13 protein-coding genes and 4 pseudogenes are annotated in these 14890 nt (G+C 67.7%); 8 read left to right on the plus strand and 9 right to left on the minus strand.

What is annotated here, in order from left to right:
• Positions 1–154: 154 nt before the first annotated feature.
• The 4 genes from VXC91_RS34650 to VXC91_RS34665 form a co-directional block, all read right to left on the minus strand.
• Complete coding sequence (locus VXC91_RS34650) at positions 155–886, minus strand: ATP-binding cassette domain-containing protein (RefSeq protein ID WP_329511332.1); 732 nt, start codon at positions 884–886, stop codon at positions 155–157.
• Positions 883–1467 carry a hypothetical protein gene (locus VXC91_RS34655; RefSeq protein ID WP_329511333.1) on the minus strand — a complete coding sequence of 195 codons (585 nt, stop codon included), beginning with the start codon at positions 1465–1467 and terminating at the stop codon, positions 883–885. Before VXC91_RS34655 ends, VXC91_RS34650 begins: the two co-directional genes overlap by 4 nt.
• A 13-nt stretch (positions 1468–1480) precedes the next feature.
• Positions 1481–2791, minus strand: a complete 1311-nt coding sequence (locus VXC91_RS34660) for a hypothetical protein (protein ID WP_329511334.1) — start codon at positions 2789–2791, stop codon at positions 1481–1483.
• A gap of 72 nt (positions 2792–2863) precedes the next feature.
• The gene (locus VXC91_RS34665) at positions 2864–3271 is read right to left on the minus strand and encodes a hypothetical protein (RefSeq protein ID WP_329511335.1); all 408 of its coding nucleotides are present in this window, start codon (positions 3269–3271) and stop codon (positions 2864–2866) included.
• 330 nt (positions 3272–3601) lie between these two features.
• Between VXC91_RS34665 and VXC91_RS34670 the strand changes: the two genes are divergently transcribed.
• On the plus strand, positions 3602–4096 hold the full coding sequence (locus VXC91_RS34670) for a hypothetical protein (RefSeq protein WP_329511336.1): 495 nt from the start codon (positions 3602–3604) through the stop codon (positions 4094–4096).
• A gap of 123 nt (positions 4097–4219) precedes the next feature.
• Here the strand turns inward: VXC91_RS34670 and VXC91_RS34675 are convergent, their stop codons facing one another.
• The 3 genes and pseudogenes from VXC91_RS34675 to VXC91_RS34685 all read right to left on the minus strand — a co-directional run.
• Entirely contained in the window at positions 4220–5557 is a 1338-nt protein-coding gene (locus VXC91_RS34675) for an endonuclease/exonuclease/phosphatase family protein (RefSeq protein ID WP_329511337.1), read from the minus strand.
• A gap of 335 nt (positions 5558–5892) precedes the next feature.
• Positions 5893–6145, minus strand: a pseudogene (locus VXC91_RS34680) (transposase); the annotation flags it as partial.
• 148 nt (positions 6146–6293) lie between these two features.
• A pseudogene (locus VXC91_RS34685) lies at positions 6294–6632 on the minus strand (transposase); the annotation flags it as partial.
• A gap of 115 nt (positions 6633–6747) precedes the next feature.
• Between VXC91_RS34685 and VXC91_RS34690 the strand changes: the two are divergent.
• Positions 6748–6987: pseudogene (locus VXC91_RS34690) on the plus strand (DUF5131 family protein); the annotation flags it as partial.
• Between the two features lie 85 nt (positions 6988–7072).
• Positions 7073–7327, plus strand: a complete 255-nt coding sequence (locus VXC91_RS34695; RefSeq protein ID WP_329511338.1) for a DUF5131 family protein — start codon at positions 7073–7075, stop codon at positions 7325–7327.
• Between the two features lie 42 nt (positions 7328–7369).
• Here VXC91_RS34695 and VXC91_RS47185 read toward each other — a convergent pair whose 3' ends face one another.
• Positions 7370–7732 (minus strand): acyl-CoA-like ligand-binding transcription factor, encoded by a 363-nt coding sequence (locus tag VXC91_RS47185; RefSeq protein WP_408057545.1) that lies wholly within the window; start codon positions 7730–7732, stop codon positions 7370–7372.
• Here VXC91_RS47185 and VXC91_RS34700 point away from each other — a divergent pair.
• The 4 genes from VXC91_RS34700 (at position 7687) to VXC91_RS34715 (ending at position 12957) form a co-directional block, all read left to right on the plus strand.
• Entirely contained in the window at positions 7687–8499 is an 813-nt protein-coding gene (locus tag VXC91_RS34700) for a Rossmann-fold NAD(P)-binding domain-containing protein (protein ID WP_329511339.1), read from the plus strand. The genes VXC91_RS47185 and VXC91_RS34700 overlap by 46 nt on opposite strands.
• A 143-nt stretch (positions 8500–8642) precedes the next feature.
• Entirely contained in the window at positions 8643–9626 is a 984-nt protein-coding gene (locus VXC91_RS34705) for an alpha/beta hydrolase (RefSeq protein WP_329511340.1), read from the plus strand.
• Positions 9627–10091: 465 nt separating this feature from the next.
• Positions 10092–10571: a YxiG-like protein gene (locus VXC91_RS34710; RefSeq protein ID WP_329511341.1), complete on the plus strand. Its 480-nt coding sequence runs from the start codon at positions 10092–10094 to the stop codon at positions 10569–10571.
• A 535-nt stretch (positions 10572–11106) separates the two neighbouring features.
• Complete coding sequence (locus tag VXC91_RS34715; RefSeq protein WP_329511342.1) at positions 11107–12957, plus strand: glycoside hydrolase family 15 protein; 1851 nt, start codon at positions 11107–11109, stop codon at positions 12955–12957.
• A gap of 80 nt (positions 12958–13037) precedes the next feature.
• Here the strand turns inward: VXC91_RS34715 and VXC91_RS34720 are convergent, their stop codons facing one another.
• The gene (locus VXC91_RS34720; RefSeq protein ID WP_329511343.1) at positions 13038–14231 is read right to left on the minus strand and encodes a serine hydrolase domain-containing protein; all 1194 of its coding nucleotides are present in this window, start codon (positions 14229–14231) and stop codon (positions 13038–13040) included.
• A 265-nt stretch (positions 14232–14496) separates the two neighbouring features.
• Between VXC91_RS34720 and VXC91_RS34725 the strand changes: the two are divergent.
• Positions 14497–14890, plus strand: a pseudogene (locus tag VXC91_RS34725) (transposase); the annotation flags it as partial.

Here is a 14890-nt window from a genome sequence, read left to right on the forward strand (position 1 = left end):
TGGTGACAGAAGCTCTAGACAAGCCTCATCATCCCAGCTCAGAAGGCACTTTCGTGCTTCCGTCCAAGATCCGGACGCCAGCGCGATCCCGGCACCCTTTCTCTCAGCGGGGCGACAGGCGCCGCCAACGAGAGGGGGAGTGGTGGCCCTCAGATCAGACCAGGCCCATGAGGGTGGTGTACGCCGACTCGGCCTGGCGTCCGGGCGCTGCCTCCGTTGCCGCGTGGGTGAGGAAGCCGGCCGTCGGACCGTCGTAGGTGACGCGCCCGGCGAGCAGGCAGGTGACCGTGTCGGCCTCCTCGGCCAGATCGGCCACGTCATGGGTGGACATCAGCACCGGGGTCTCGGCCGCCACCTCACGTACCAGGGCACGGAACACCGAGCGCTGATGGGGATCAAGGCCGGCGGTCGGCTCGTCGAGCAGGATCAGCTTGGCGTTGTGGGCCAGGGCGCAGGCGATGCCGACCCGGCGCAGCTGCCCCCCGGAGAGGTGCGCGGTCCGCTTCCCGGCTTCCGCCGCCAGGTTCACCCGCCCCAGCACGCGGGCGGCGTTCTCCCATGCGGTGGACCGGTCCACACCCTTGAGCCACGCGATGTAGGCGACGTACTCGCGGGCGGTGAGCGTCTTGCTGGCCGGCACATGCTGCGGCAGCCAGGCGACCTCGCTGCGGTAGGCGCGCACTGTCGACTCCACGCCGCCCAGGGCGATCCGACCGGAGTTCGGGCGGCTGATCCCGGCGAGGAGCGAGAGCAGGGTGGACTTCCCGGCGCCGTTGGGGCCCAGCAGGATCGTCAGTCCGTCGGTGGTGCGGTGGGTGAAGCGGTCCAGCACGGGCGGCCTGCGCCGCCGGTAGCGGAAGGTCACGTCGTCGATGAGCAGGCTCAAGGCCGGATCCTTGTCATGAGTCGGGGCAGGAGGGCGAGAGCGAGGAGGCCTGTCAGGAAGGCAAGTCCGGCACCCAGCGCGGCGTAGGACACGTAGGGTCCCTCGGCGACGATCACCCAGGGGTAGGGGTCGTTGGAGGAACGATGGCCGTTCAGGAGGGACACCAGCATCCAGACCACCGGGAGGAGACTGGCCCGGGCGCCCAGGAGTGGCCAGGCGGCCAGCGCGATCCCGCAGAAGAACAGGACGTTGCGGGCCGCGGTGAGAGCGGTCGCGCTGTCGAACCCGCGCAGGAACAGCAGAGCGCCGGCACTCGCGGCCAGGCTCAGCCCGGCCGCGAGGACGACGTCCATCCGCTCGACCCGGCGCAGGGCCGCGGCCTCCGCCGCCACCAGCCTCCGCTCCAGTACGGCGACGACCGCCGTACTGACCGCGAGACAGGCGAAGTCGCTCAGCCGCGTGGTCACCAGGTCGGCCAACAGGCTGGGCATGGCGACCGTTTTGCCGGAAGTGACCGCGAGTACCACCCAGAAGCCCACCAGGACTCCGGGGACGAGTGAGAAGACGCCGCGTTGGCGCATCCACCAGCGCATGTCAACCAGCCGCCGTCGGCCGGAACTTCATGGTCGATCCCGCACAGGCCTGCATGATCTTGTCCTGGTACCAGGACTTCTGCTGAGCGGCGGGCAGTTTCAGGACCCGCCCGACCTCCGCGGTGAGCTGGGGCTCCTGGGCGGTCTTGAACTCGGGCTCCGACCGCAGCCACTTCAGGTAGCGGTCATCCACGCCGCTCTTCTTCATCGCCCAGTAGGTGGAGTAGTGCATGGTCTCCCAACTGGGATTGGAGCAGAACCAGTTCACGGACTGCATGGTGAGCGCGAATGCGAGGTCCTTCTCGTTCCCGTTGGCCGCACCGATCAGGTTGACGCGCCAGAAGGCCGCGGAGGACGAGCGTTCACCCTTTGCCGCACCCTTGATCTCGACGACGGACGTGGGTACTTGGGGTATCGCCCCCGCGTTGGCCAGTGTGGTCAGGACCCCGCTCACCCGGGTCTGCAGGGCGGCCGCGTCGACCCCCGCCACCGTTGGCAGACACACCTTGGGAGCCGTTCCCGCGCAGGTGGTATCGGCCAGCCCGGCCACGGTCGGTGCACTGAAACTCCAGTTGGCCGTGATCCGGTAGGGGACCAGGAAGCCGACGGCCGCGATCGACAGGGCCGCGGCCACTGCGACTGTGCGACGGGCAGTGGGCAGGCAGATCAGGGCAACGGCCAGGCCCACGGCTACCGTCGCCGCGGTTGTGGTGAGGAACACGACTGGTTCGAAGGTCTCCCCGAACCCCACCGGTTCCACAATGCCCGAGATGTGCCGCGGCCAGTACGGCAGGTACGACACGGACGTGCCCACCAGGAGCTGGACGGACACGGCGAGCGCCGGGGCGGCGTAGAGCGCGTTGATCCGACGACCCACGCTGTACCCGAGCAGCGCATAGCCGGCGATGTTGACCAGGGGGAGGGCGAGCGCGGCGAGGGCGTACCCGTCGATCCCGCTGCCGGTGGTGATGAGGGTGACGACCGGAACAGCGCTGACGGCGACGGCGAACACGCCGAGGATCGCGAGCAGACTCCGGGCAGCGATGGCCGGTTCCGACCGTGCGGGACCGATGCCCCAGGTCCTCAGCTTCCGCAGCCGGTGTCCTTCAAAGCAGGCGACGGCCGCGGTGAGCGCATAGACCGGCGGCAGTGTGCTGCTCAGGGAGAAGGTTACTGCGCGGGTCGGCCAGTCAAGTCCCAGGAAATTCAGCGAGGGTTGGATGCTTACGAAGAAGAAGTACGCGCACCCTGCGGCCAGGAACGGGGCCGTTCTGACCGCGGCAGAGGTGCGGAGGAGAGTCGTGGTTCTCAAGCGGATGTCCGAATCAAAGCGGGCCGATGCCCCCGGTGGACCGCACCGGAGGCAACGGCGAGCGGTCGTCTGTCAGTCGGCTTGCGTGGTGTCGACGCCGACCCAGTCAGCGAACAGCAGGCAGCAGGCCCCGCCCTGAGCAACCTTGTCGGCTTCGAAGTAGTAGGAAGCTGAGTCCAGACCGGTCTGTGTGTCCGTGCTGTAATAGCCGCTGCCGTTGAAGCAGTTGGAGAACGTGAAGGTATCCACGGTGACGTCCGAGGCCAAGGAGACGTCTATCCTCCGCTTGACGACCGTCTGCTGTGTTGTGCCGTACTGGGCGAAGCAGCCCTCCCAGCTGATCTCGTTGTAAGACTCGTCCGCCCAACGGCGCGAGGTGTTCCCGTCCGTCCATGAACTGATGCTGCTGGTCCACGTCCAGTCCGCGAAGGCGGAGGGGGTGAGGACGAAGAGCAGTGCGCTGACCGCGCCGACGATCACACCAGTGCGCTGAAGTCTCAGATTACGCGCAACATGACTCTCTCTCCTTCTCCCGCACGAGAACGCCACGTCGGCATAGGAAGATCGCGCAAGATTCGCGCGAACGTAGCATGAATAGCCGGGAGTTGACAGGTATAGATCACATCCCGATTCCTGTGTGAGGGGGCAAACCGCTCGCGAGATTCTGAATCGGTCAGGCAGCCCTCGCCGTGACCGCGGATCTGGCAGCCCACGACCCTGGAGACGTACCCCGGTGCGAGGTGCCGCGGTGCCTGGTCTGGTTGGGGGGTGGCGCGCCGCGTCGGGGTCGCTTCCCGGTGGAGCCGGTCCATGCAGCGGGATGGGAGGAATCCTCCGTCCCACCATCCGGACGCCCCCTTGATCCGTACCCCACCCCGTAACTTCGACGCCCTCGCGTTGCGCCTGATCGAAGCGGGCGGCCAAAGTGGCGGCCGTGGTCACGGCCGGGACCGGCGCGGGCAGCAGTCCCTCGCCGACCACGTCCGCCCGCAGCCGGTCGAAACCGACCAGATGGTCCTCCCCGACCAGCTGCACGACCGCGGTGGCCAGCGCGAACTCACCGCCCGAAAGGCCCCGGTCACGTTCCTTGACCGGGCCGATCCCCGCGTCCAACGCGGCAGTGACGCTAAGACCCGGTCCAACTCGGCCACCAGCACCAGCCCGCCGTTCTCGGTCAGCGACCCGTCCGGGACCCCTGTCCGGGCATTCAGCCGGGTCCAGCGCTTGCCAGGCGTGCGGGAGGCGGTACGACGACGCGATATCTTCTTCACCAGACAGGTGTACTTTCACGTTCGAGACGATTAGGTGTAGGAACCTCGATCTTCTCAAACCGGAAGCGCACCTGTCGCCGTATCAGCTACCGATCACCGCCGCTACCTGCGGATTCGGGTCAGACGAAGCGACGCTGACGTGGCATCATCAGCAGCGTCAGAAGGTGATGGTGGCGTGGATGGCCCGGTGGTCGGAAAGCTGCGGATCCACGACTTCGCAGCTGTACGTCGGGCCGACCGGCCCGAAGATGTAGTCGATCTTGTTGTTTCCGTCCGTGGGCTCGCCGGTGTGCGGTGCGTCCGGTGTTGCCTGGCCGCATTCCTGGTGCGAGGAGTAGAGGTTGGACAGAATCGACACATCCGCCGTGGTCGTGTTCAGGTCGCCACCGTAGAAAGGCGTGTATCCGTCGGACTGCAAGCCGTCCACGATGGACCGCAGCCCGTCGGCCTGCTGGGGGCGGTAGATGTTGTCGGGGTCGTCTCCGGCCTGTTGGCCGTTGACGAAGTAGGAGCCGCTGCTGAAGTGTGCGTTGCAGTAAACGGTTCCGGCGTCGGGGACGGTGGCACACAGCGCGGGACGCTGCTCCTTGTCGTAGGGGGAGGGAAGGGTGTAGCCCCGGTACCAGGTGTTGGTGTCCTTGACCGCCAGAGCGATCCCGAACGAGCCGCGGTCCGTGCTGGTTTTGCTGTCCGAACAGGTTTTCTGGGCCATCAGAAGGGAATCCGTCGACCCGTCTTCGTCGACAACCTTGTAGTACGTGGGCGCGAACCGTACGTCCCAGCCGCCACCGAGTTGGTTCTCCAGCTGCAACTCCAGCGGCTTCACCGCTTTCTCGCAGATTTCCTGGAAGAAGATCGCTTCCGGTCGGCGGATCAGGTATCCGGCCGGGGTGGCGGCTAGGTCGCTGGCGACGCTGGAAGCGACGGTGTCCGCATCGGCGTACTGAAGCTTGCACTCCGTGCTCGGGTTGTTGTTCGCGCACAGGTTCCACGAAGCCACGTCATGCCGGCCGGAGGCCGTCGCGGTCGGCGCCGACGGCGCTGACATGTCGCCCGTGCCGCCGACTTTTTCGAAGGTGAACCGTTCCCAGCTGCCGATCGACGTGGAGCGTGCGCGCAGCAGTCCCTCGTCTCCGCCGGTGTAGTTGAACTCCGCCGAGACGTAGAGCTTGTTCTCGGCGGACTTCAGCGCGTACTGGCCGTTTCCCTGCGGGATGACGTAGAACCGCTCCCAGGAACCGGTGTTGGTACCTCGGGCTCGCAGCATTCCGCTCTGCGCGCCGGTGGTGTTGATCTCCGAGGTGACGTAGAGGCCGTTTTCCTCGTTTCTCAGCGTGATCGTCGTGCCATAGCCCACGTTGTCGATGTGGTCGGTGTGCAGGGAGAAGGTCTCCCAGCTGCCCTTGGACGTCGACCGGGCCCGGAGTTTGCCGTACTGGTCGCCGGAGTCGTTCACCTCTGCGGCGACATACAGCCCATTGACCTTCAGGCCCATCGCTGGCCTGTGGATGACGGCGGGGCCGACGCCGCGAGTGCGGGCGTGGCGGGCAGCGCCACCACACCCATGAGGGCAGCCAGAACAGCCACCACAAGAAGACATATTCTTCGCATGTTCACCTGATTTCAACAGGACGTTGGCATGGGTGATCTTGACACTAAGGTCGGCCATGGCCTGCCGACAAGCGTCCCTACCGCTGCTGTGTGAGGGGCCCGGGAAGGGTCGATCCCGCGCGCTAACCGGTGATTTTGTCGGTGGACCACAGCCCCGGACCTGCCCGAGCCTCCGACGTTTACGCGCACCAGGCCATGTGACGTACCGTTTTCACGATGCGCAGTGCTCATTGCGACATCGGCGAGGCAGTCCCCCGCCCAGAGCCGTCGCAGGCGCGAGATCCAGCAGGACCTTGCCCGGGTCGTGCACCGCCCGCGGCTTGCGCCACCGCGCCATTGCCCTCGATATCGCGGTGTCGAGGCCGGACTTGCGGACCGTCTCGGTCAGCAGCACCGCCCCGGCCTGCGAGACCACCCCTCTGCCGCCGCCCTCGACGCGGACACGCGGGTACAACCCGATATGCTTGCTCACCTGGAGAGTGCTTCTTTCCGTGCAGCCAACAGGACCCTAGACAAGTCCCATCGTTGCAGGTCAGCAGCACTCTCCGCTTATTTGATCAAGGTATGGGCGAGCACGCTCATGAAAGCGCGAGGTTAGAGGTCGCGCGATAGGCGTGCAGTCATGGTCGGCGGTTCGGGCGTTCGTCCCAGCGGTGAGTCGTCCATGCCTGCCGGATCGGGCTACGCATGGTGATGATCGTGTCGGCGAGATCGAAGAATGCGTCGATGACGGTGGTACGCCGCTCGTAGCAGCGGGCGAGCCGGTAAAAGGCGTTCTGCCAGGCGTGGGTACGTTCCACGTGCCAACGTCGACTGGCCTGGATGGGCGCCTTCTCACCCTTGCGCGCGATGCGTCCGTGCAGTCCGCGTTCGCTGAGTAGCGCGCGGGTCTTGTCCGAGTCGTAGCCGGCGTCCAGGTGCACGGTGATGTCGTCGGGCAACGGCCCCAGGTCGTGCAGACGTATGCGGATAACGGCTGACCTGGCAACTCCCTGACCTGGGCCGGAGTGCGATCGGCGCCGCTGTTCCCCGTGATTCCCCATTGCTTCCCGTCGGATCGGGCATGCAGCGGGCATGGGGCCTCTTGCTCCTAAAGCTTCTCTGCACCAAGTCAGAGGTCACGGCCGCTGTCGGTGGTGCGCAGTGAGCACCGGGACGGCCATCGAGTGGACGGAGGTTACCTGGAATCCGACGATTGGGTGCGACCGCATCTCGCCGGGCTGCGACCACTGCTACGCGTTGACTTTGGCGAAGCGGCTCAAGGCGATGGGCCAGGCAAAGTACCAGCGTGACGGTGATCCGCGGACCAGCGGGCCCGGTTTCGGGGTCACGGTGCACGAGAACGCCTTGTTCGAGCCGCTGCGGTGGCGTCGGCCGCGGAAGGGTGTTCGTGAACTCCATGAGCGACATCGGCCATGCCCGTGTCCCCACGGGGTTTGCGGCCAGGACCTTCGCGACGATGGCGCTGGCGCCGCAGCACCAGTTCCAGGTACTCACCAAGAGCCCCGGCGTCTGCGTCGCCTGCTGGCATCGCAGAAGTTCGTGGACGTGGTCTGGACCGAGATGGAACGGTTGTCAGAGGACGATGCCGTTCCGCTGGCCAGGCCCGTGCGCGAGGACGTGCGCAAGCGTGTGCCGAGGCCCTCGCGAGTAACGGAAATAGCTCGCGCGGCCCTTGCTCAGGGTTGCCCCGCATTCATGCCGCTCCCTCCTGGCCTGTGAAGCTCACGTTGTCAGTCGCGGCGACTTGTTCAGCGGGTGCGGTGAGGTGCCTGGCGGTGTCCAGGGTTTCCCGAATGCGCTGGACGAGGGGGTGTCGGTCGGGGTCGTTGACCCAGCGTTCGTAGGCGACCTTGAACGCGGCGATCCCGATTTCGGCCGCGAGTGCTGCGGTAGTGGTCTCCAGACCGCGCTCACGCAGCGCGTGGGCGAGCGTGGAAGCGAGTGCGGCGAGTTTGGCCAGTTCGCGTTCCTGGAGTTCGGGGTTGGCAGAGACGACGGCGTGGCGTTGCCGTGCCAGGTCCCCGCGTTCTTCGAAGACGGGAGCGGCTTCGGTCAGGGCGTGTCGACGGCCTCGCTGCGGCCGCCGCCGCGGCCGACGGCGTCATCCACCTGGCCTTCAAGCACGACGCCATGTTCGCCGGCGACTTCGACAGCGCGGTCGCAGCGGATCTGCGCGCCATCGAGACGATCGGAAACGCGCTCGCTGGCACCGGCAAGCCTCTGGTGACCACGTCGGGAACCATGCTGCTCGCCTTCGCGGGGCTGGAAGACGCCGCCACCGAAGCGTTCGTGATCGACGCGGGGCCGCGGATCGACGCCGAGAACGCGGTGGTCGCACTCACGGAACGCGGCATCCGCTCGTCCGTCGTCCGGCTCGCTCCGACCGTGCACAGCACACTCGACCACAACGGCTTCATCCCGACCTTGATCTCCATCGCCCGGTCCAAGGGCGTCGCCGCCTACGTCGACGACGGGGACAACCGCTGGCCCGCCGTGCACACGCTCGACGCGGCACGCCTGTACCGGCTGGCGCTGGAATCCGCGCCAGCGGGGTCACGGCTGCACGCCGTCGACGACCAGGGGATCTCCTTCCGGGAGATCGCCGAGGCCATCGGCCGCGGGCTGAACGTGCCCGTGGTCAGCATCCCGGCGACGCAGGCCGACGCCCACTTCGGCTTCCTCAGCGGCCACGCCACGGCCGACAACCCGTCCTCAAGCACTCTGACCCGGGACCTCCTCGGCTGGAAGCCCGTCCAGCCCGGCCTCATCGACGACCTCGGCCAAGGCCACTACTTCGACGGACCGGCGAACACCACACGCTGAGCCCGTCTCCATTCCCATCCCACCCGGTCCCCGCTCCGCATCCGGGCGGCGCGGCCGAACCGGTCCTCACGACCCATCACACCCACGCGACCGGCTGCCGTGCGCGCCTGCGCGCCACATCGCAGCGCAAGGAGACGAACGACATGAACATAAAAGACGCACGTGAGCGGATCGATCCCGAACTCGCCGAGGCCCTGAAGGCGGTGCCGATGACGCCGGCGGGGGTGTTCGATCTCAGCGACCTGGAGGGCACGCGAGCCGACGTCCGCGCTTTCGCCGAGGCGATCGCGGCTCAGATGCCGGATGAGCCGTCCGTGTCGGTCGAACAGGTCGAGGTGCCCCGCCCGGACGGATCCACCCTCCCCGTCAGGCTGCTGCGGCCGACCGCGCAAGCCGGGCCCCTCCCGGTGCTGCTCTGGTTCCACGGCGGCGGGCAGGTCCTCGGGTACGCGGCCCAAGACGACCCCAACCTCAAGCGCCTGTGCCTGGAGGTCGGCTGTATCGCCGCCTCAGTCGACTACCGGCTCGCGCCGGAGGCTCCCGCTCCGGCAGCCTCGGAGGACGGACTGCTCGCCTACCGCTGGCTTCGCCGCCAGGCAGCCACGCTCGGCATCGACGACAGCCGCATCGCCCTGGCAGGACAAAGCGGCGGCGGGGGCATCGCCGCAGCCACCGCGCTCATGATCCGCGACCAGGGCGAGCCGGCGTCTCTCTTCCAGGCGCTGAGCTATCCGATGCTCGATGACCGCAACACAACCGCTTCGAGCCACGAGATCACCGACATCGGCATCTGGGACCGCGCGACCAACATCCTGGCCTGGACCTCGATCCTCGGAGACTGCGCGGGCACCGACGACGTGCCGCCGTACTGCGCACCCGCACGCGCGACGGAACTCACCGGGCTGCCGCCGACCTTCATGGCAGTCGCCGAACTCGACGTCTTCCGCGACGAGGACCTGAGCTATGCGACACGGCTCCAGGCGAGCGGCGTCCCCGTCGAACTGCACCTGTACCCCGGCGCCTATCACGCCTGGGACCTCTTCGCTCCTGAAGCCGCGTTGAGTGCGGCGTACTTCCACGCCTGTTTCGGATACCTGCGTCGCCAGTTCAGCGCCCGTCAGCCCTGAGCGCGCGGTTCGCGGCCCGGCCGTGGGCGCCGGCCAGCACGGACGTGGTCGGGGCGGTGCCGGGGCAGTGCGGGCATCAGTGAACACCCGTCCTGCCCAGGAGTGCGCGACTTCGCTCGCGGTGAGCCGTCCGTGCGGGGTTTCGCCGTCGGTCCACTCGTCGTCGCCAACCTGGGTGACGCCATCCTCCGCCAGCCAGTGCCGGGCATCCTCCACGGCCTCCGTGTCCATCTGGACAGTATGGCGAGCTTGGCGAGACCGGAAGAATCGGTTTGAGGCGCACGAAGCGTGGTGCTTGCATCAGTTCTTCTGGAAGTGATGCGCCAAGTCTCCCACCTCGGGGTCTTCCCTGCGGCGCCCTTGTGACCAGCGCCGACACGGTCACCGGCCGTCGTCGTCTGTCAACGTTGGTTAGCCTCGGGCGGCCCGCAGACGGCCCAACGTCGCGCCATGTAGAACTGGGCCATGGATGTCCCGGATCTCCAGCGCTTACTCGACGAGATGTTTGATCATGCCCTGATCTATCACGGCTACGCCGACTACATGCGCGACTACGAACTGATCGTGTACATGGCGGCGGATCCGAGCACCGACATTCGTCCGGCCCGCTACCGGTACCTGTTCCGCCACTGCGTGGAGGCTCGCTGCCGTACCTCGCTGGCGCCCGCAACATGGCAGGCCTCGTTGGATGACAAGCTCACAACCCACGAGAACCGCAAGGATCTCGACGGCTTCATCTGGGGCGTCAAGTGGCAGCCCCTTTATCCCGGCGCGACCATCGTTTCAAGGTCGGAGGCCGCTGCCCGGTGGGCGCAGGCCATCGGCATCGACTTCCACGAAGTGCGCATCGAGACCAACGCCCATGATCTGACTCTGGTCTTCTCTGACGTCCAGGTGAGCAAGGTGCCTCCGGGGTACGCCCCATTCACGGTGGTGGACGAGTAGCCGCCAACCGCGATGAAGGCGTGGATCAGGGCTGATGCCTGAGCGATTGCGCGTCGGCGGAATGGCACTTCCTCGATCTCGGGTGGTCCGGCGAAGGACTGCCCGGCGAGGGCGGCCGTGCGGAAGATGCGCCCAAGCATGTTCGATCTTTCGTGGTCTCCTCAAGGTCATCACGCCATGTGGCGAGATATATCGGCCCTGCCGGTGAACGAAAGCCTCCGCTGCCGGAGTGAGCCGGCCGGCCGCGTCAGCCACTGGACGGAAGGACCACGGGCGCCTGGGACAGCAGCGGCGGCGGCCCTCATCCGCCCGGACGAGACCCGGGAGGAGGAGAACGCCCCCAGCGCACCCCCTTTGAGGCAGACGTCGAACCGGGCTTGTGCAGCCGGTCGCCGGCTCCTGACCTCGGCCCTGTACCGGGGTACCGGGCCTTGCCCGGGGCCGCCGCCCCCAATGGTCCCCTTTTCAAGGTCCTGCTACGGCGCCCGGGGCGCACCGTGCTGCTCGCTGTGCGGGTCGGCGAGACCATGGGGAGGTGACCGGTACGAGCGACCGCCCCATCTCGGACTACGCGCTGCTCTCCGACTGTCAGACCGCGGCGCTGGTGAGCCTGGACGGTTCCATCGATTGGCTGTGCCTTCCGCACTTCGACTCCCGGGCGGTCTTTGCCCGGCTTTTGGGGGCTCAGGCAGGCCACTGGTCCATCCACCCCACCGGCCCGTACACCGCCAGTCGGCATTACCTCGAGCGCAGCCTGGTGCTGTGCACGCAGTTCCATACCCCCACCGCCATCGTGACCGTCACCGACGCGCTCGCAACCGGCTGGAACGAACGCGGCCACCACCTGGGCGAACACGCTCCGCATCTGCTTCTGCGGATGGTTCAGTGCGCCGACGGCCGTGCGGACATCGAGATGGAGTTCGCGCCCCGCCCCGAATACGGGCTGGTCAGGCCCCTGCTCCTGCCCGTGGAGGGCGGACTGCGCTGCCACGGCGGACCCGACACGCTGGGCCTGTGCTGCCCGCTGCCCCTGCAGATCGGCGAGACGGCCCACGCCCACACCCGCCTTGAGGCCGGCCAGCGCCTGGCCTTCGCCCTGCGGCAGGTGCCCGCCGGCAGCCACCCCGCGCTGATGCCGCAGGAGGAGATCGCCGAGCACCTGCAGGACACCGTCAACGGCTGGCACTCATGGTCCCAGATGCACCAGTCCTACCAGGGACCGTGGGAGGAACTGGTCCACCACAGCGGGCGCATCCTGCAGGGCCTGACGTTCCAGCCGACCGGCGCGATCGTCGCCGCTCCCACCACCTCTCTGCCCGAGTGCATCGGCGGCGTCCGCAACTGGGACTACCGCTTCGCCTGGGTGAGGGACGCCTCCTTCACCCTGGACGCCCTGTGGGTGGCCGCCTGTCCCGACGAGGCGGAGGCCTTCTTCCGGTGGATGGCCCAGGTCGGCGCCAGCGACACCGCCCACTGCGAGTCCCTGCAAATCATGTTCGGCATCCGCGGCGAACGCGACCTGACCGAACAGGAACTGCCCCGCCTGCCCGGCTGGCGCGGCAGCCGCCCGGTCCGCATCGGCAACGGTGCCTGGCAGCAGCGGCAGCTGGATGTCTACGGCGAACTGCTGGCAGCCGCCTACCGCCTGCGCGAGGATCTCGCCGCGCTGGATACCCCCACCAAGGACTTCCTCGCCGCCTGCGCCGACCTGGCCGCCGCCTGCTGGGACCAGCCCGACCAGGGCATCTGGGAGGTCCGCAGCGGCCCGCAGCACTTCGTCTACTCCAAGCTCATGTGCTGGGTCGCCGTCGACCGCGCCCTGGCACTTGCCGACGCCCTGGGTGCCCACGCCCGCATCCCCGCATGGATGCGGGCCCGCGACGAGATCCGCGCGGCGATCGAGGAACACGGCTGGTGCCAGAAGATCGGCGCCTACACCCAGGCCTTCGGCACCGACGTGCTGGACGCCTCCGTCCTGATGATGCCGATCGTGGGCTTCCTGCCCGCCACCGAGCCCCGCATGCGCGCCACCATCGACGCCGTTCGCGGCCGGCTCACCAGCAAGGACGGCCTCGTCTACCGCTACCTGAGCACCGACGACGGCCTGCCCGGCGAAGAAGGCACCTTCCTGCTGTGCACCTTCTGGCTGGCCCACGCCCTGGCTCTGGCCGGCGAGAGCCAAGCGGCCCGCAAGGTCTTCGAACGAGCCGCGCGCTGCGCCAACGACGTGGGACTTCTGGCCGAGGAAGTCGATCCGGCAAGCGGTGAGCTGCTCGGCAACTTCCCGCAGGCCTTCAGCCACATCGGTCTGGTCAACGCCGCCTGGGCCATCCACCAGGCCGAGACCGGTGCGGTCGAACCGCCGCTGTGCCACCGACCCGACTGAACCCCGAGCCGTCCTGTGGTGGTGTGCCCGGCCCGCCATCGCAGGCCGGGCACACCACCGGGGGCGCCATGAGAATCCGGCTAGGAGGTGGGGATGTCGTAGACGTTCTTCGGGGTCACGATGTCGGTGACCGCCATGGCGAACTTCGTGGTCAGCGACTTGCCCTCGACATTGATGTCGCTGGTGGTGTGCACCACGAGGGTGGCCTTGGCCTTGGGCAGATAGACCATTACCGTCTGGTAGCCGGGCAGCGATCCGTTGTGCCCGATCCACCCGTTGATGTCGAATATGCCCAGGCCGTAGCTCAGGCCCTCCCGGCCCGTCGGCAGCAGCTTCAGCCCTTCGGCCTGGGTCGCCCTGGACAGCAGGGTCCCCTCGGCAAGGGTGGACGCCCAGGACCGCAGATCGTGCAGGTTCGAGATCATCACCCCGGACGCGCCGCCCGGCGGAGCCCAGTTCGTCGCGTCCGTGATCGAGCCGTCGTTCGAGGCCTGGTCGGTGTACCCGTGGGCGTGGGGGGCGGGGAATTCGGCGCCCTTGGGCATGAAGGTGTGCTTCAGGTGGGCCGGCTTGATCACATGCCGGGTCAGGTAGCGGTCGAAGGGCTGCCCGGTCACCTTCTCCACCACCATCGACAAAAGGATGGTGTTGGTGTTGCTGTACTGGTACTGGCTGCCCGCGGGGAAGGCGACCGGGTGCTTGAAGGCGTAGGCCAGCAGCTCCTTGTTGGTGAACGTGCGGCTGGTGTCGGCCATAAAGACCTTGGCGAAGTCGTCGTCGTTCAGGGCGTTGAACAGACCGCTGCGCATCTGGGCGAGGTGACGCAGCGTGATGTGACGGCCGTTCGGGACGCCGCGCACGTACTTGGAGATCGGATCGTCAAGGCTCGCCTGCTTGTGGTCGACCAGACGCAGCAGCGCGGTGACCGTGAAGGTCTTGGTGACGCTGCCGATGCGCATGTTGAACCTGGGGGACATCGGTTGCTTCGTCGCCTTGTCGGCGGTGCCGAAGGCCCTGACGTAGCTGCCCTTGCCCGGCGCCCACAGGCCCACCGTCACCCCGGGCGTGCGCGTGGTCTTCAGGACGTGCTGGACGGCGCGGTCGAGCTGGGCGCGGACCTGCGGCGTCAGCGTCCGCATCGCCGGGTGCCTCGAGATGGTCCTGTGCGTCGGGGACGCATCGCCGGTGAAGGCCTGGGCCCCTGCACCGGTCGCCACCACCGTGCCGGCGGCCAGCGCCGCCCCGATCACGGCGAGCGTGCGACGTCGGGTCATGGGCCGAGTGCGGCCGCCGGTCGATGAACTGTGAGGCATGCTGCGCCCTTTCAACGTGCGGGCGGGCCCCTTGCGGCCCGCCCGGCTTCGCTTTCCATCCTGGTTTTGCCCGGCGGGCTCTTCCTCTGCCTCACGGGCGGTTTCCGCCGTCCGCCGCAGGAAGGAGACAGCGCCGCTCTCATTCCCGGCCGCCCGGGCGGGTCCTTCACGGCAAGGTGCCCCGACCCCTCCCGGCGGCGTCGACGTCGAGCCCGACGACCACGGCCTCGGGCGCTCGCGCGGCGGGCTGACCACCAAACTCCATTTGGCGGTTGAGCAGCGCCAGAAGCCACTGTCGCTGCTTGTCACTGCCGGCCACCGGCATGACGGTCCGCAGTTCCAGCCGGTCCTCGATGCCATCCGGGTGCCCCGCACCGGCCAGGGTCGACCGCGTACCCGGCCAGACAAGGTCCGGGCGGATAGGGCCTACGGATCCCGAGCGAACCGTAGCTACCTGCGAAGACGTGGCATCGGCTGCACGATCCCGGAAAAAGCCGACCAAGTCCGCAACCGTAAGAAGCTCGGTTCCCGCGGCGGTCGCCCCCGAAGTTCGACAAGACCGACTACCGAGAACGTCACGCGGTGGAGTGCGGGATCAACCGGTTGAAAAGGCACCGGGC

This window comes from Streptomyces chiangmaiensis (assembly GCF_036281785.1).
GTDB lineage: Bacteria > Actinomycetota > Actinomycetes > Streptomycetales > Streptomycetaceae > Streptomyces > Streptomyces chiangmaiensis.